Origin of the sequence: Kitasatospora sp. NPDC087861 (assembly GCF_044742585.1) — a bacterium.
Taxonomy (GTDB): Bacteria; Actinomycetota; Actinomycetes; order Streptomycetales; family Streptomycetaceae; genus Kitasatospora.
The window spans coordinates 51,897-66,635 of the sequence record NZ_JBIUUS010000030.1; the positions used below are offsets into that span (position 1 = coordinate 51,897).

At 70.7% G+C, this 14,739-nt stretch carries 13 protein-coding genes; 8 read left to right on the forward strand and 5 right to left on the reverse strand.

Translation table 11 applies throughout. The features are described from left to right. Positions 1-1,043: 1,043 nt before the first annotated feature. Positions 1,044-1,397 (reverse strand): hypothetical protein, encoded by a 354-nt coding sequence (locus ACIOJE_RS31800; protein WP_400780984.1) that lies wholly within the window; start codon positions 1,395-1,397, stop codon positions 1,044-1,046. A gap of 151 nt (positions 1,398-1,548) precedes the next feature. Between ACIOJE_RS31800 and ACIOJE_RS31805 the strand changes: the two genes are divergently transcribed. The 3 genes from ACIOJE_RS31805 to ACIOJE_RS31815 all read left to right on the forward strand — a co-directional run bounded on the left by ACIOJE_RS31805 (position 1,549) and on the right by ACIOJE_RS31815 (position 3,048). Beyond that, a complete protein-coding gene (locus ACIOJE_RS31805) occupies positions 1,549-2,400 on the forward strand; it encodes a helix-turn-helix domain-containing protein (RefSeq protein ID WP_400781034.1) in 852 nt (283 codons plus the stop codon). 11 nt (positions 2,401-2,411) lie between these two features. Then, complete coding sequence (locus ACIOJE_RS31810; protein ID WP_400780986.1) at positions 2,412-2,609, forward strand: DUF397 domain-containing protein; 198 nt, start codon at positions 2,412-2,414, stop codon at positions 2,607-2,609. Positions 2,610-2,673: 64 nt separating this feature from the next. Further along, entirely contained in the window at positions 2,674-3,048 is a 375-nt protein-coding gene (locus ACIOJE_RS31815; RefSeq protein WP_400780988.1) for an HD domain-containing protein, read from the forward strand. Between the two features lie 266 nt (positions 3,049-3,314). Here the strand turns inward: ACIOJE_RS31815 and ACIOJE_RS31820 are convergent, their stop codons facing one another. Beyond that, entirely contained in the window at positions 3,315-3,848 is a 534-nt protein-coding gene (locus ACIOJE_RS31820) for a GNAT family N-acetyltransferase (protein ID WP_400780991.1), read from the reverse strand. A 10-nt stretch (positions 3,849-3,858) separates the two neighbouring features. Further along, positions 3,859-4,815, reverse strand: coding sequence for a hypothetical protein (locus tag ACIOJE_RS31825; protein WP_400780994.1), 957 nt, complete (start codon positions 4,813-4,815; stop codon positions 3,859-3,861). Between the two features lie 452 nt (positions 4,816-5,267). Here ACIOJE_RS31825 and ACIOJE_RS31830 point away from each other — a divergent pair, with 452 nt between their 5' ends. From ACIOJE_RS31830 to ACIOJE_RS31845, 4 genes are all read left to right on the forward strand, one after another. Continuing rightward, a complete protein-coding gene (locus tag ACIOJE_RS31830) occupies positions 5,268-5,423 on the forward strand; it encodes a hypothetical protein (protein ID WP_400780997.1) in 156 nt (51 codons plus the stop codon). Positions 5,424-5,591: 168 nt separating this feature from the next. Continuing rightward, positions 5,592-5,768, forward strand: coding sequence for a hypothetical protein (locus ACIOJE_RS31835; protein WP_400781000.1), 177 nt, complete (start codon positions 5,592-5,594; stop codon positions 5,766-5,768). A gap of 115 nt (positions 5,769-5,883) precedes the next feature. Next, positions 5,884-6,810 (forward strand): hypothetical protein, encoded by a 927-nt coding sequence (locus tag ACIOJE_RS31840; RefSeq protein WP_400781002.1) that lies wholly within the window; start codon positions 5,884-5,886, stop codon positions 6,808-6,810. A 36-nt stretch (positions 6,811-6,846) separates the two neighbouring features. Then, complete coding sequence (locus ACIOJE_RS31845; RefSeq protein ID WP_400781004.1) at positions 6,847-8,112, forward strand: tetratricopeptide repeat protein; 1,266 nt, start codon at positions 6,847-6,849, stop codon at positions 8,110-8,112. 148 nt (positions 8,113-8,260) lie between these two features. On the opposite strand, the gene ACIOJE_RS31850 is transcribed toward ACIOJE_RS31845, so the two are convergent. Continuing rightward, entirely contained in the window at positions 8,261-9,445 is a 1,185-nt protein-coding gene (locus ACIOJE_RS31850) for a mechanosensitive ion channel family protein (protein WP_400781007.1), read from the reverse strand. Positions 9,446-9,881: 436 nt separating this feature from the next. Here ACIOJE_RS31850 and ACIOJE_RS31855 point away from each other — a divergent pair, with 436 nt between their 5' ends. After that, a complete protein-coding gene (locus ACIOJE_RS31855; protein WP_280677915.1) occupies positions 9,882-10,526 on the forward strand; it encodes an HNH endonuclease in 645 nt (214 codons plus the stop codon). Positions 10,527-10,654: 128 nt separating this feature from the next. Here ACIOJE_RS31855 and ACIOJE_RS31860 read toward each other — a convergent pair whose 3' ends face one another. Continuing rightward, positions 10,655-14,659 (reverse strand): beta-N-acetylglucosaminidase domain-containing protein, encoded by a 4,005-nt coding sequence (locus ACIOJE_RS31860; RefSeq protein WP_400781010.1) that lies wholly within the window; start codon positions 14,657-14,659, stop codon positions 10,655-10,657. Between the last annotated feature and the right edge of the window lie 80 nt (positions 14,660-14,739).

The window sequence follows — 14,739 nt, forward strand, 5'->3', positions numbered from 1 at the left end:
GGAAAGTTTCCAGTCGCTTGGGAAGGACCGTACGGGCCCCGTCAGCGGAGTGTCAATGGTCCGCAGCTCGGTGGATGCCGAAGCGTTACCGGACACGGCAGAGCCCCGCCCCACTGGCTTGGGTTCTAGTGGGGGCGGGGCTCGCGCTGGCTCAGCTTCAAAAAAGAAATTTATATAAAAATAAATGCGCTGCCCCTCCTTGAACAAGGAGGGGCAGCGCACCAAAGAACGAAGCATAAAAGAAGGCAGGAATTGTAGTGTGGCCTCTCGGTGAATCGAGGGGCCACCCCACAAGGAACGCCCAGCCATGGGGCTGAATAGGGAAATGCTCTACTGATCCTGCCCGCCTCGCCTGGGCGGCGAGGCGGGCAGGATCAAGGGCAGATCGGCTGCTGCTGAAAACAGGCGCGGCGGCCTCCTCGGGCGAGGAGTCCGCCGCCCAAAGAAAGGTCACCGGAGAGTAGAAATTTGGGGCCGGGGTCAAGGATGTCCCTGACCTTGCCGTCAGCCCTGTCTCCCGTCGCCGCTTCGGCGCGGCCGAAGCGGCGACGGAATGTCCGGGCAGCTGCGCAGGAAGTCGGTCAGGCCGACTTTCTGCGCAGAAGGCGGGAAGGTTGAAGGTCAATCAAAGCTCCTTTCGCCGCCCCGCCGCGATCGTGATCGCGGCGGGGCGCGGAATGTACTGCAGGGCGGACATGGAGCGGATGAGAAAGGTGGGCCCGCGTCATTGGACGCGGGCCCACCCAGGCATTGAGTACTCCACCCACCCCGCTGGAAGTCGAAGGCGAAGGCGGCGGCGCCGGCCAAGGGGGCCGGGGCCGCCGTTATCAGAGTCGCGGGAGTGCTGCTCCCATCTGGCCTGACCTGCAATCGCAGCGAGAGGTGGGCGGCCCGGCCGACAACGGCCGGGCCGCCCTAAACCAGGGGAAACAAATGATCAACGCACACCGGGTGGGCCCGCGACCAAGATCCGAGCCCGCCGCATCCCTTGCGACCCGTTCATGCCTGCTCCTTCGCCGACAGATGCACCATCAGGCCGAAGATCAAGCGGCTTCGGGCCGGTCCAACCCGGCAGCTCCCGGCTGCGCGAGCCAGACCAGCCGCGCGGTGATCCCCGGGCGCCCAGCAAAATGGCGCAAGGCTCGATCGGGAGATGGGAGGGTCATCCGCGCCCGCCCGTCGATGCCGATCACGTGTGTCGGCCCGTCACGATCGACGAGCCCCCAGGCCACGACCCACCCGTCGGCGTCTGCGGGGCCCTCGCCGCACACCTGCACGACGGCGAACAGTCGGGGTGCGGTGTCGAGTACGAGCCCGCACAGCTCCTGGTCGAAGGGGTCGGGAACGGTCGGCGCGAGCATGGCCGGGCGGGGGTTTTGCGAGGGCTCAGCAGTCATGGAAGTCTCCTGCCTGAAGGCATGGTTGAGCCAACGGCCAGCACCTTTGGTAACTGATCCATGTCATACGGTAGCGTCAACATGGCATAGTTTCCATGAATCCAATTGAAGACTTGCCATATCACTCCTGGTAGTGAACGAGAGGATCGCGATGGCATCGAGTGGCACCCCGACGTTGCGTCAGCAGCGCCTTGGGTTTGAGCTGCGCAAACTCCGCGAGAACGCCGGGCTCAGCTCAACCGCCGCCGCAGCCCTCGTCGGTGTGAACCAGGGCCACATGAGCCGAATCGAAGCGGGTCGCTACGCGGTGAGCGCTGAGCGCGTCCGCGCCTTCGCCCGGGCGTACACATGCACGGACCAGAACCTGATCGACGCTCTCGCCGGCATGACGGGCAGGCGGCCCCGGGGGTGGTGGGAGGAATACCGCGACATCCTGCCGCCGAACATGCTCGATCTTGCTGAAACGGAACACCACGCCACGGCGATGCGCATCGCCTCGGTGATTCACATCCCCGGCCTGCTCCAGACCGCCGACCACGCACGTGTGCTCGCCAGCAACGTCGTACCATCTCTGACGCCACCCGACGTGGAGCACCGGGTGTCGTACCGGATCAAACGGCAGGCCGTCGTCTACGGCCAGCGGGCGATCCCGCTCACAGCGATCATCCATGAGGCAGCCCTGCGGATGGGGTTCGGTGGGTCGGCCGTGGCCCGCGCACAGCACAGACACCTCATCGAGGCCAGCACCCGCGAGAATGTCTCGGTCCTCGTGATTCCCTTCGGTGCGGGCACGTTCCCCGGCTCCGGGCAGTCCATCGTCTACTGCTCCGAGGTCGTGCCCCAACTCGACACTGTGCAGCTCGACACGTACCACGGCTCCGAGTTCCTTGACGCCCACGCGCAACTGGTGAGGTACCAGAAGGTTCTGGACCTTATGGAGGCCTGTGCCCTCAGCCCGGCGAAGTCGCGTGATCTCATTGCCCGTATCGAAAAGGACACCTGAGAGGAAGCGCCATGTCAGCTCTCAACTGGCAGAAGTCCAGCTACAGTTCCGAGTCGGCCAACTGCCTTTACCTTGCCGCAGCCCCCGACCGCAGCATCAAACTCCGCGAGAGCGATGACCCCGACGTCATCATCACCACAACGCCCGACAAGCTCCGCGCCTTCCTACGCGGTGTCAGGGCGGGAGAGTTCGACCATCTGGCAGGGTAATTCGTCCCGTCACGGCGAAGGGCCTGCGCGTACAGAGGGCGCCGACGTGGGAAAGCATCGACGCATGAGCGAACAGCCGACCTCCTGTGCCAGAGCGGTGGCGGAGAGCGGGCTTGCCGGGCCGCTGCCCCGCCGCTGGGCACACACCCAAGGCGTGGCAGACCGGGCGGGCAGCCTTGAAGAAGTTCTGGGCGCCCGCGTCGGCGTGCTCATCTGCGCTGCTCTGCTGCACAACGTCGGCTACGCGCCGAGGCTGGCGGCAACCGGTTTCCAGCCGCTCGACGGCGCGTGGTTCCTCCGCGACGTCCACAAGGCTGGCGACCAGCTCACGCGGTTGGTGGCGAACCATTCGTTCGCTCTGCTCGAAGCCGAGGAACGTGGCCTCCGGGAGGTTCTGGAGAAGAGGGTGTTGGCCTTGGGGGCGTCGGGGTCGTTGTAGTACTCGGTCCTGCCCATGTACGGCGGTCCCCTCGTGGTCAGGTGTCCAGGGCCGCGCGCGGGCCCAAACGGCTTCGAAGCTGTGAGCGTTGTTGTCGAACCAGCCGGTGGCGTCCACTCGCTTGAGGTGGAGCAGCGGGTTGACGAGCAAGTGGTCGTCGTAGCGGAAGGCCCCGCCCCTGGAAACCACCGATGGAGCGACAGGGCCTCGTGGAAAAGTCCGGCGGTGTCCGCGGCGGACGCATCCGTCCGGAGCCGAGTAGCGGGCTATCGGACCATGTAGCGGTACACCGGGGCCCCTTCCCAGGCCGGGGGCTTGTCGCCCAGGTCCCGATAGCCGAGGGCTTCGTACATCTTCATCGCAGCCTGTGCTTCGGGCCGGACCGCAAGCGTCACACGCTCCACCTGAGCCCCTTTGAGTACGGCTGCGTGCAGCTCCCGGCCCAACCCCTGCCGGCGCTGCTCCGGAGCCACGGCGATTTCCCGGATCACGAACGTCCGGTGTCCGTCTTCGCGGGTGAAGCCCTCGTTCAGGCCGAGGCCATTCCACCAACGGCTGTCCGACTGGAGCAGGACACCAAAAGCGAACCCGACCAACGCAGCACCTGAGCGAGCCAGCACCAGTCGGAAGCCGGGCATGGTCCGGAACGACTCGTAGTCCTCCAGGAACCCGGCGAGGTCGCGGGGCCCCTCGAAATAGGGCGGCTCCGCGAACACCTGCTCGTACAGCGGTGCTATCTCGTCCAACACCCGGGCAGCGACATCCGGATCTGTGAAGGTCTCTAAGACGGGCGTCTGCACGATTCTCCTTTTAGGCGATCAGGTGGGCGGTGCTGGCAGCGGCCAGGGAGGGATTCAACAGCTTCAGGTGGGAGTGTGCCTCCTCCATCGATGTGCGAGCCCGGCCGGACGACACCTCGGTCAGCAGGACGGCTCCCGAGGTGAGTTCGTGGGCCGACTCCTCGGCCTCACCTGCCTGCGCGAGCGCCCCGGCGAGGCTGAACCGCACCAGCGCCTCGTTCCGCGCGTAGTTCGTCTCCTGGTGTTGGAGCGAGCGCCGCAGCCAGTCCACGGCCGCCTTGTGGTGCCCCGCCTCCGTGAAGAGGGATGCCTGCGCCAGCGCCAACTCCGCCGGCCCGTGGAACACCGCCCAGTCGGGCACCGGTCGCTCGTTGCGTTCTTGCTCGAAGGTGCGAGTCGCCTGCGACAAAGTCGATCGGGCCCTGACGGGGTTGCCCATCATCGCGTAAGCGCGGGCCTCCCGGGTCATCAGGATGGACATCAGCGAGGGGGGCGCCCACGACGCGGCCTTCGACTGTGCGGCGCGGGCGAGATCGAGCGCGGTACTAGGCTCGCGTTCTCGAAGACTCATCAGCGCCATGGACGCCATCACCACTACGGCGAGCGAGTTGTCTTGCAGCTCCTCGGCTCGGGTGAGTGCGTGCTTCCAATGCTTCTTGGCCCGGACGTTGTCGCCAGCGTCGAAGGCCAGCCACGCCACGTGTTCCGCAGTCTCCCCCGCGATCAGTCGGAGCTGACGGCCGATCGTACCCGGGTAACTCTTGGTGGCGATCAGCCGTTCGACCCGAGCGAGGTGAGCTTGCGCGAGGGGGCCGACTGTCGCACCGCCAAACCGGTCGTCCAGCCCGTACAAGGAAGTGAGCCCGGCCCGCAGGTCCATGACGGTCTCGGTCCCGATTCGCGGCGGCGTTAGCTTGGCGGACACGGCGGCACCGCCGGCCATGGCGATGAAGGATCGGCGGTTCACGTCTTCTGGCTCTTCTCGTGGCGTGGGTGCTGGTCCTGATCGACGGTGTGGTGGCACGGTAAAACCCGCCTGCTCCAACGGGATACCCAACATCGCTTCGAGAACCCGCTGGCGTGCCGGATGAGGGCACGGTGGTAACGGCTGACGCCAGCGGTGGTACTGGCGGCTGCTCACCTCTTCGTCCTCTCCGAGCTTGCGCGCCGTCGCGGCGTACACCTGTCTGAACCGGGCCGGGCTACTCCACCCGAACTCTGTGCACAGGCGGGTGAATTGTGTCTCCACATCGCAGACGGTAGCCCGCGGGCCGCTGACTGTGTATAGGTCCGCCCGTGGAAAAGTCCGTCGAAAAGTCCGCTGGCTATCAGCCGTTGATCTTGCCGCGGCGGTCAACTAGCCCTGCCCGTCGGAGTGACGGTGCGACTACTCGCTGTCGCACAGGGCTGGCTGCCTCTTTGGGGGTTTCCTGGCTGCGCACGCTGGCCTTCGGCAGCCCACCACCCCCGCGCTTCTCAGCGGGTGAATCGGAAGGAGTGCACGGCATGGACGACAAGAACGGCACCAGCAACGGGTCGGGCGACCACAACGGCGACAAGCCGAAGAGCGAGTAAAGGCAATGGCGCTCATCGCCTCCGGCCGCTTCTGGCCGACACTCGCGGCCCTGGGCGCCCAACAAGCCCCCGGTCCGTCGGAAAAGGTCTGACGGGCCGGGCCGCACCACCCCGCAAGACTGCGCACCCGCACCCGGGCGAGCAGAGCCAACCCGATTGGAGAGGCACGTGAACACCGCCACCATCCAGCCCGGTGACCCGGAGATCACCAACCTGACCCGCCGCCTGGACCACTCGGTCCCGGACGGCGACTTCGCCCCGGAGACGGGCGTCGAATCCCTGACCCGCCGCCTGGACCACTCGGTCCCCGACGGCGACTTCGCCCCGGTGGGTACCGAGGTCTGACCGCAGTTCCGGACTGATGCCGGTCAGTTGACGGCATGGGCGGGTCGGCGCGGGTGATGATCCGAGCCGACCCGCCGCTCGGCGTCGCACACACCCCAACCAAGGAGAGTCCGCATTGAAGACCGCCATCGCCGCCCGCGTCCCCGCCGGCTCCTTCTTCGACCTCGACCGGAAGGACCCGGTGCTGACCCGGCTCCGCGAGGAGGGTGCCGAGTTGGTTTTGCCGTTCGCTCTGATGGAGCGCCTGGTGAAGTCGGGCACCCCCTACGCGGAGCACGCCCGTTCTCTTGGCAGTGAACCCGTGACCGTGGCCGGGGCGAACTTCGACTGGTTCGACGCCGAGCTTCACGACGAGATCGCCAACGAGATCAACCTGACGGACTACGAGATCGTCCAGCACACCGACGAGCGCCGCGCAGCGCTGACCCAGGCCCTGGACCGCCTGTCGCTGGTCCACCCCGAGGGATTCGCCCGCGTGGGCGAATTCGTCCGTGGGCTGCTGTGGGTGGCCCTCAAGCCCGGCGTCCGCACCTCCTCGCTGACCAGCTCCAGCGACCCGGCGCTCCCCTACATCATCACGTTCTCCGACAAGGCGTCCCGCCACATCCCGCCGAACACGGTCAGCGAGCAGCCGTCCCCGCTCTTCCTGGCGGAGAACATCCTGCACGAGGGCACCCACCAGTCGATCAGCTTCCACGTCCTCCAGCACCGGGTCTTCGCCGACGGGTACTCCTCCAAGACCTCTCCCAAGATCGAGATCAAGTGGCGGGCCGGGCAGGGAGAGGACCGCAACCAGTACTGGGAGATCGACAGGGCCTTCCACGCGACCTGCGTGTACAACCAGCTGCTGTGCTTCCGCCAGACCGAACTGCGCCGCGACGACCTCACGCCCAACGAGCGCCTGAGCTTCCAGAGCGCCTACGACGAGGGGCTGCCGGCCGTCCGCTACCTCATGCGCGAACTCGAACTCCTGCGTGAGCACTTCTCCCCGCACGGGGTGGAGCTGCTGGCCGACCTGCGCCGCCAGACCGACCAGCTGTAGTGCCACGCTGAGCAGAACCGAACGACGGAGGGCCAAGTGCTTGATCACCTCATCACTCACGACGACAACCTGCGGATGGTCCCCACCGACCGGAACGAACTGACCACCGCGGTCGGCCAACTCCACGAGGAACTACGGGCCTTGCCCGAGGAGACCGACCCCGCACGTACTCGGGTCCTGACCAGATGGATCGGCATCGGCCAGATGTGCCTGGGCAACCACGAGGAGGCCCGTACGCTCCTCCGGCAGTCGCTCGACCTGGCCGCAGGGACTGGCAACACCCGGGCCGTCGTCGCCACCGGGCTCAACCTCGGCGACGCGCACCGCTACGCCGGTGACGTGCAGACTGCGGACGCGCTCTACCGCAGTGCCCTGAACACCGCGCGAAGCCAGCACCCGGAACTGGTTGACTTTGCGCTTCAGCACACCGGTAAGCACCTCATGGAGCGCGGCGACCTCGCGGATGCCCAGGCCCATCTCCAAGAAGCGCTGCGGCTGCGGATCGCCAAGGAGGACGCCGGGCTGGTCGAGTCCACCCAGGCCGCACTCGCCCGGGTGGAGATGCTGATCGGCCAGGCCGACGCATCGGCGGCAGGCGGCGCGGTGCCGCGCCAGTGGAGCGGTCAGTGGACCTCATGGCTCCAGTCCCGCACCACGGCCCGGACACCGGCCCGGTGGGCAGAGGACTTCCCCAACCTCCGGGACGCCGTGTGCGTGCTCACCGCACACCAGCGCGTGCACCCGCGCCACCTGCGTGATCAATCGTTCCCCGCTGAGCTGATCGCCGTTATGGCGGAGGAGTCCGAGAAAGCCGTCGCCGCTGACGGATACCTCCACAACGGCAAGTGGAACGCGGCCGTCGGCGACGCCGCGAACCGCTTCGCCGCACAGATCGATCTCGCCGCAGTCGTAGCACGGTCCACTGGCCTGGAAGTCGAGCAGCCGCACACCGGCGTTTACATCGGCTACGAGGAAGGGCAGTTCCTCGACTTCCACGTTGACGAGTCCGGCTTCGGTGAGGCCAACCTGATCCTCTGCCTCAAGCACGCTCGCCTCACCGGTGCGCCCAGGGTTAGCACCACCGTCTTCATCAACGCCAACGGCTATCTCGAATGCGATCTCGGCGTGGGTGACTGTGTCGTATTCGACGGCGCGCTCACGCCGCACGGCCGGACGCCGCTCAGTCCCGGAGAGAGCGTCACCCTCATCAGCTTCGGCTTCCGCGCGCGTGATCAGGCTCTGCGCACGCTCACGAACCTCCCGCCGGTCCCTCGGCAGGGAAGGTGTATTCAGCCGATCTGATACCCCCGTCCCGCTACCTACTGACCAACTCGCACCCCCGCCGCCCTTAACCCCCAGCGGCGGGCCCGCCCCCGTTCGGTGGCTGCCCCTGGAAACCACCGGAGTGGGAGCGGGGCCTTCGCCTGCCGAGGTCGGGCCGAGCCGGGGCTCAGGGCTTCGTCAGGTCGTCCGTCGGCGGCTTCGGCAGCGGGATCGGCTCGGTCGCCCGGTACCGCGGCGAGGCGGGGTCCGACAGCGCGGACGGCGGGGCCGGCTCGGTCGCCGGGGCGATCACCACCCCGGTGGCCGGGGCCGCCGGCGCCGCGGCGGCCACCGCCGGGGCCTCCTCCTTGACCTTGATCCCGGCCAGGTCGAAGGCCGCCTTCAGGCGCTGGCGCAGCGCCCGGGACACCGTCGGCGACTTGCCCGGCGCGGTCCGCGCCTCGATCCGCACCATCACCGAGTCCGCCGCGACCGACTCCACTCCCAGGATCGACACCGGCGCCCAGACCAGCTCGTCGTACGGCGCCTCCTTGGACAGCGCCTCGGCCGTCGCCCGGATCAGGTCCTCGACCCGCAGCAGGTCCTCCTTGTAACCGACCTGGACGTCCACCGAGGCGGTCGACCAGCCCTGGCTCATGTTGGCGATCCGCTTCACCTCGCCGTTGCGGATGTACCAGATCTCGCCGTTGGCCCCGCGCAGCTTGGTCACCCGCAGCCCGACCTCCAGCACCGTGCCGGTGGCCACCCCGGTGTCGATCTCGTCGCCGACGCCGTACTGGTCCTCCATGATCATGAAGACCCCGGAGAGGAAGTCCGTCACCAGGTTGCGGGCGCCGAAACCGATCGCCACACCGGCCACACCGGCGCTCGCCAGCAGCGGCGCCAGGTTCACGCCCAGCGCGGAGAGCACCATCAGCGCGGCCGTGCCCAGAATGGAGAACGACGCCACGCTGCGCAGCACCGAGCCGATCGCCTCCGAGCGCTGCTGGCGCCGCTCCGGGTTCACCACCCCGGTGTTGGCGAGCAGACCGCCCAGCCGGCTCTCCTCGTGGTGGTCGTGCGTGCGCGCCATCCGCGTTATCAGCTGGGTGATCAGCTTGCGCACCACGGCGCGCAGCACCAGCGCCAGCAGCACGATGAAGACGATCCGCACCCCGCCGGCCAGCCAGCCCTGCCAGTGCGTGTCGAACCAGCTGGCGGCCTGCCTGGTGGTGTCGCTGACCTCCTGCGCGCTGGTCGGGATTCTCAGGTCCAGCTGCGGCAGCTGCGGTGCGGTCGGGCTGGGCGCCGGCGTCGGAGTGGAGAGCGTCGAGGACGCGTCGGCGATACCGGTGGCACCGGAGCGGAACACGTGCGGGACCTTCCTGCAGGGGGCAAGGCGGGCCCGCGCCGCGGCACGCCGCCCGCGGACCGTCCGCCATAGCCTATCCGGCACCGAACACCCGACCGGACGCGCCGAAGGGCGTACAGGACCGCTCGGACGCCCCGTCAACGCACCGGTGCGCTCCCCGGACACCGGGCGCGGCCGCTGCTCCGACCGGCCGAGCGGTCCCCCGGGAGGGCCACCGGACGGCACCCCGACGGCACCCGGGTGCAACCCGACGGTCCCCAGGGCATACCGGCTATGACGGAAGCCACACCGGAAGTTCAGGTCAGGTCCGTTACACAGGAGTGGTGGCGCCGTACAAAGGCGTAAGGCGACACTGGGGGAGATCGCGCACCAGTTGTGCGATCCAACCGCTCGTCCCGGCGCGAGCCACGCGCCGCAGGCGTCCAAGGAGGCATCCGTGCCACATGTCCTGGTCCTCAACGCGTCCTACGAGCCACTCGGCGTCGTATCGATGCGCCGCGCACTCATCCTGGTCCTCAACCACAAGGCGGTCAGCCTGGAGGACTCGGGAGTCACTCTGCACAGCGCCACCAGCGCCCTTCCGGCGCCGTCCGTCGTCCGCCTGACCCGCTTCGTGCGGGTCCCGTTCTGCGGGCCAGTCCCGCTCACCCGCCGGGCGCTGTTCGCCCGCGACCACGGCCGCTGCGTCTACTGCGGGGCCGCCGCCACCAGCGTCGACCACGTCATCCCGCGGAGCCGGGGCGGCCAGCACCGGTGGGACAACGTGGTGGCGGCCTGCCGCCGCTGCAACCACACCAAGGCCGACCGCCACCTCACCGAACTCGGCTGGCGCATGAAGCGCCCGCCGGCCCCGCCCAGCGGCCTCGCCTGGCGGATCATCGGCACCGGCATCAAGGACCCCCGCTGGCGCCCCTACCTGGAGCCCTACGGCGGCGGCGACCAGCTGCGCGCCCCGCAGTGGGGCGAGTACGAGCACCACGACCGCATCGAGCAGGGCCATCCCGTCCCGCTCGGCCGGGCGCACTCCGCCCACTCCGCCCCGGTCCGCCGCGGTGAGCAGCCCGAACCGCTCTCCGCCTGACCCCGCTCCACAAGGGCCAGCCCGTCACATCGTCGGTACGCCTCATGGGCCGCCGCGCCCCCCACCGGGGAGCACGGCGGCCCGCCGCGTTGTCCGGGCGCTCCCGCGCCTCCGCGGACGGCCGGCGGCTACTGCTTCGGCGCGGACCCGCCCGTCGGCGCGGTCGCCGGGGGCGTGGCCGGGGCGGTCGGCTGGACCGGGGCCGTGGACGGCGGGGTGACCGGGGTGACCGGGGTGGCCGGGGTGCCGCCCGACTGCGCCGGGGGTACGGTCGGCGGCTGGGCCGGCGGGGTGACGGCGTACAGCTCGACGCCCCACAGCGAGTAGCCGTACTTGGTGGCCCGGGTCACGCCCTGCACCCGGAGGAACCGGGCGCCGGCCGCGTCGAAGCGCACGGTCTCGTCGCCGCCCTTGCCGTTGTCCACCGTCGCCGCGTCGGTCCAGGTGGTCCCGTCCGCCGAGACCTGGAGCTTGTACGAGGCGGCGTACGCGGCCTGCCAGTGCAGCACCGCCGCGCCCAGGTGGGCGGCCTGCGGCAGTTCCAGCTGCACCCAGGCGTCGTCCTTGGCGGGGGAGGACCAGCGGGTCTTCGGGTCGCCGTCGGCGACCGCCGAGGCGGGGAAGTTGGCCGTCTCGTCGCCCGAGGAGGTCGCCTTGGCGCCGAGCGCCAGGTCCGGCCCGCCGGTCGGCGGCACCACGTGCACCTGGAGCACCTGCTTCACCGTGGTGGTGCCGGCCACGAACTGCACCGGCACCTGGTACGTCCCGGACGGCGTCCCGGGGGCGGCGCTGACCAGCAGCGGCACGCCCACCCGGCCGCCGCGCGGCACGGTCACCCCGCTCGCCGGAGCCACGGTCAGGCCCTTGGCGGCGGCCGGCACCTCGGTGCGCAGCTCGCCGCTGGTCCCCTCGGGGCGCCCGGCCTCGACGGTGGCCCGGGTCTGGGCGGGCGCGGCCGCGCCGGTCACCACGTCCAGGGCCGGGTCGGAGAGGCTGAGCCGGGCCGCCGGGACGTCCGAGTACCAGGGGATCACCTGGTTGACCACCGGCGGGTCGCCGCCCGGCTTCCAGGCCAGCCGGAACGCGTCGGCGACCTGCCCGCCGGCCGGCAGCTCGTTGTAGCCGGGCTGCACGGTGCCGATGTCCGTCCAGCCGCCGTCCGGCCGGCGAACCGAGACGGTGGCGGTGGCGTGCACGCTCGGGTCGGTGAGCACGGTGAGCCGGTCGAGCGGACGGGCGGTGCCCAGCTCGACGGTGAGCGGCTCGTCCTGCGCGGTCGGCGGCTTGGCGGCCCGGTACGCGGTGTCCGGGTTGCCGTCCAGCACCGAGGCCACCGAGGAGCCGGGCAGTGCGTCGGGGCCGCCGGTGACGCTGGCCGGGGCGTCGTCGGGCGCGGTGACGCTGAACTCGCGCACCGCGACGGCGGTCTTCTGGGCGGCGGTGGCCCGCAGCCGGACGGCCCGCACCACCGTGCCGGCCGGCAGGCGGGCGCTGACCGTCTTCTGGTTCCTGACCGTGGTGAGCGGCTGCCAGCCGCCCTCGCCGGTGGTGTACTCCAGCACGCCGTCGCGGATGTAGTCGTCGACCGCGTTCTCGCCGTCCGGCCCGCCGCCCCAGGAGCCCATCAGCACGGTGACGGAGCCGACCGGACGTCCGCCGCCGAGGTCCACGCCGACCGCGTCGCCGGGCTGCGGGGGAGCGGAGCTCCAGTAGAAGGTGTCGGCCACGCCGTCGGTCATCAGCGCGGGCAGGTGGTCCTGCGCGGTGCCCATGGTGGTGGTCGGGGTGACCCCGCCGCCGACCACCCCGGCCCAGTTGTCGGCGGCCCGGACGGCGCGCTCCAGGAACGGGCCGAGCACGCCCGCGCCGATCGTGGCTGGGCTCTGGACGAGCTGCTCGCGCAGCCGGTTGAGCTGCACCCGGGCCTTCCAGGCGGCCGCGCCGTCGCCGCCGTGCTGGGCCAGCAGCATGTCCAGCGCGGCCTGCCCGGCCTGCCCGTAGTCGCGCAGCGGGGCGAGCCAGGGGGCGGCCTCGGCGGCGAGCTGGGCGGTGGCCTGGGTGCCGGTGAGGGTCTGCTGGGCGGTGGCCATCGCGGCGAAGGCCTCGCGCAGCGGCGCGGCCGCCTCTATCAGCTTGGCGAGGTCCGGCGCGGTGCCCGAGGTGGGTTCGGCGTTGGCCCAGAACCGGTCGAGCAGCGGCGTCAGGTAGCCGGACTCCTGCGCGGACAGCGGCGAGGAGGAGCTGTTGCCGGCCAGCGCGGTGACCGCGGACAGGGCACTGCCGGCGGGCGTGCTGCCGGCACCGGTCGGGCCGGCGAGCGAGCGCACCGCGGCCTGCCAGGAGTCCTCCGGCTTGTAGCCGGTCGGGTTCCAGGCGAAGTCGCCGGCCGTGGCGAGGGCGATCCGGGAGGCCACCGGCTGCTGCATGGCGCCGGTGAGCATCACCGCCGAGCGGGTGGCCAGTTCCGGCTCGCGCCCGGTGTAGGCGCCGAGGAAGAGCCGGTCCGGGCTGGCGTCGTTGACCGGGTAGTTGTCCATGGTGACCAGCGGATGCCCGTACAGGGCACCGGTGTCGGCGGCCTGGGCGCCGGTGATCTTCTCCGGGATCACCCCGACCCCGCTCCAGGCCACCTGCACCCCGTCCGGCAGCGCCGCGGCCAGCGCCTTGCGGTACGGCGTGGCGCCCTGCTGGTGGTACTCGGTGGGCACGACGGACAGCGGGGCCAGGCCCGGGTTCTTCGCGATCAGCCGGTCCTGCACCTTCCTGACCAGCTCGGCCTGCGCCTTGGCGGCCGCGGCGGGCCCGGTGCCGTACTCGTCGCGGTCGTCACCGCAGTGCCACTCGTCGTAGCTGACGTCCAGGAACTGCAGCTGGAAGGCCGTGAAGCCGAGCTTGCGCAGCCCGTCCAGCTTGGCCACCAGGGCGTCCACGTCCTTGCCGGAGCTGAAGCAGAGCGACTGGCCCGGGTCGATCGCGTAGCCGAGGGTGACGTGGTTCTGCCGGGCGCGGCCGCCCAGCTCGCGCAGCTCGTCGGTCCGGGCGGCCGGGTAGGCGTCGCGCCAGCGGGAGAGCCGGAACGGGTCGTCGCCGGGGGCGTAGAGGTAGAAGTTCTGCTTGGAGCGGCCGAGGAAGTCGACCTGGTCGAGCCGCTGCTGCGCGGTCCACGGGGTGCCGTAGAACGCCTCCGCGGTGCCGCGCACCGGCGCGCCGCTCGGCCAGTCCCGCAGCGTGATCCCGGGCAGGCCGAGCCCGGCGGCGCCCGGTGCCTGCCCCTGCCCGGCCGGTACGGCGGCGAGCAGCTGGCGCAGGCTCTGCGCGGCGTAGAAGGTGCCCGCCGCGTCCGCGCCCGCCAGCACCACCACGCCGTACGTCCCGCCGCCCTGGGCGGGCAGCTGGCCGGCCGACAGCACGTACCCGCCGGCCGGCAGGCCCGCGGTCGAGGGCGCGGCGCCGTTCTTGCCGCCGGCCGCGGCGGACAGCTCGCTCAGCGCCCGGTCCACCGCGCCGTCGGCGCCCTCGGCCGGCCCGCCGACGTACACCACCAGCGATCCGGCGGCCGGCGTCCCGGCGTCGGGCCGCGGCGTCACGTCCGTCGCCCCGGCGACGCCCAGCACCTCGTGGACGGCGTCGACCGCGCCGCGGTCGACCTTCGGCGCGGGCACCAGCGTCACCGCGGCCGGCACCGCGACCGGCTTCCCGGCCACCGTCTGCTCCTGCGGCCGGGGGAACACCTGCGGGTTCGTCACGCTCCCCAGCGGCGTCTGCGGCGCGCTGCTCACCACGTCCGGCCCCGTCGCCGCGTACGCCGCCGCGGACGGCACCGGCCCGGCCAGCAGCCCGCCGACCACCGCCGCCGCCACGACACCCGCCGCGATCTGCAGGGTCCGCCGCCCCGGCAGCCCAGCCGCCCGCCCGGCCCGTTCCGCCCGCACCGACGCCAACAGCGGTTCCGTCCCCTTGAGGTCGGCGATCAGCCGGTCCGCCGTCTTCGGCGCCAGCTGACGGCACGTCCGCGCCGTGGCCCGCCGCGCCGCCAGCGCCGTCGGGTGGTACAACACCTCCCGCAGCGCCGCACTCTGCTCCAGCTGCTGCCGCAGCCGCCGCCCGGCCACAACGGACACTCGGGCTTGCACAGGGGCCTCCTCGCCAGGCCTGGACCACATCGCCGCCACCCCACCAGCTACCCAAACCCGGTGTCAACGTCACCGACTGC

Coding starts and splice junctions, on each gene's coding strand:
- ACIOJE_RS31810 (WP_400780986.1), top strand. CDS start 2,412: ATGTCAGCTCTCAACTGGCAGAAGTCCAGCTACAGTTCCGAGTCGGCC.
- ACIOJE_RS31800 (WP_400780984.1), bottom strand. CDS start 1,397: ATGACTGCTGAGCCCTCGCAAAACCCCCGCCCGGCCATGCTCGCGCCG.
- ACIOJE_RS31805 (WP_400781034.1), top strand. CDS start 1,549: ATGGCATCGAGTGGCACCCCGACGTTGCGTCAGCAGCGCCTTGGGTTT.
- ACIOJE_RS31815 (WP_400780988.1), top strand. CDS start 2,674: ATGAGCGAACAGCCGACCTCCTGTGCCAGAGCGGTGGCGGAGAGCGGG.